Below are 639 nucleotides of genomic sequence, written 5' to 3' on the forward strand. Positions count from 1 at the left end.
AATTCTACCTACGAGACCGCCGCTGTGCCCGACGCCTTCCATTTCTCCAACAGCACCACTATTCTTAATCTCCGCACCGTTTTCAATGTAACCCGCAAGGCCGCCTACGTAGTTTTGGCCTTTAACACTGAAGTATTTTAAATTGATATTAAAAAGCTTACCAGAGATCACATAGCCAAATAAACCGACATAATCTTCTTCGGGACGATTCACTGTGAGACCTTTTATGGTATAGCCGTTTCCATCTAAGCTTCCTGTGAATGGTTCTTCCGCCGTACCAATAGGCTCCCAATTCCCATAATGAGACAAGTCTATATCCCCGTTTAATTTATAGTTTCCTGCTAGACTATTTCTCACGCTATTAAGTTCTTCCGGTGTTGATATCAATATTTCTTCTTCAGTGGAATGTATTTGTAATGTTTTCTCTTCTGTACTACTGGCAGTAAGTGATTTATTATCTTGGTTTTTTAACCGAGGGTACTGACTTTCATTCATAGCCCATACGTTTTCAAAATCCCAATAGGTGAAGGTGGATTGGGTTTGCATTTCTTCTGTTGTTTTTGGGCTAGCACCAGTGGTGCTCGTACTACCTGATGTTTCTTTATCGTAGAAGTTGTTAGAGTAGCTAGAACCAGAACC

The 639-nt window shown here is 41.0% G+C and carries 1 protein-coding gene; it reads right to left on the bottom strand.

Annotation, left to right across the window (positions count from 1 at the left end; all coding sequences use genetic code 11):
- Positions 1-639, bottom strand: a 639-nt coding sequence (locus JKM87_RS17645) for a M26 family metallopeptidase (protein ID WP_474001480.1), incomplete at both ends; no start/stop codon positions are given.

The sequence above is a fragment of the Caldalkalibacillus salinus genome, assembly GCF_016745835.1.
In the GTDB taxonomy this organism is placed as follows: domain Bacteria; phylum Bacillota; class Bacilli; order Caldalkalibacillales; family JCM-10596; genus Caldalkalibacillus_A; species Caldalkalibacillus_A salinus.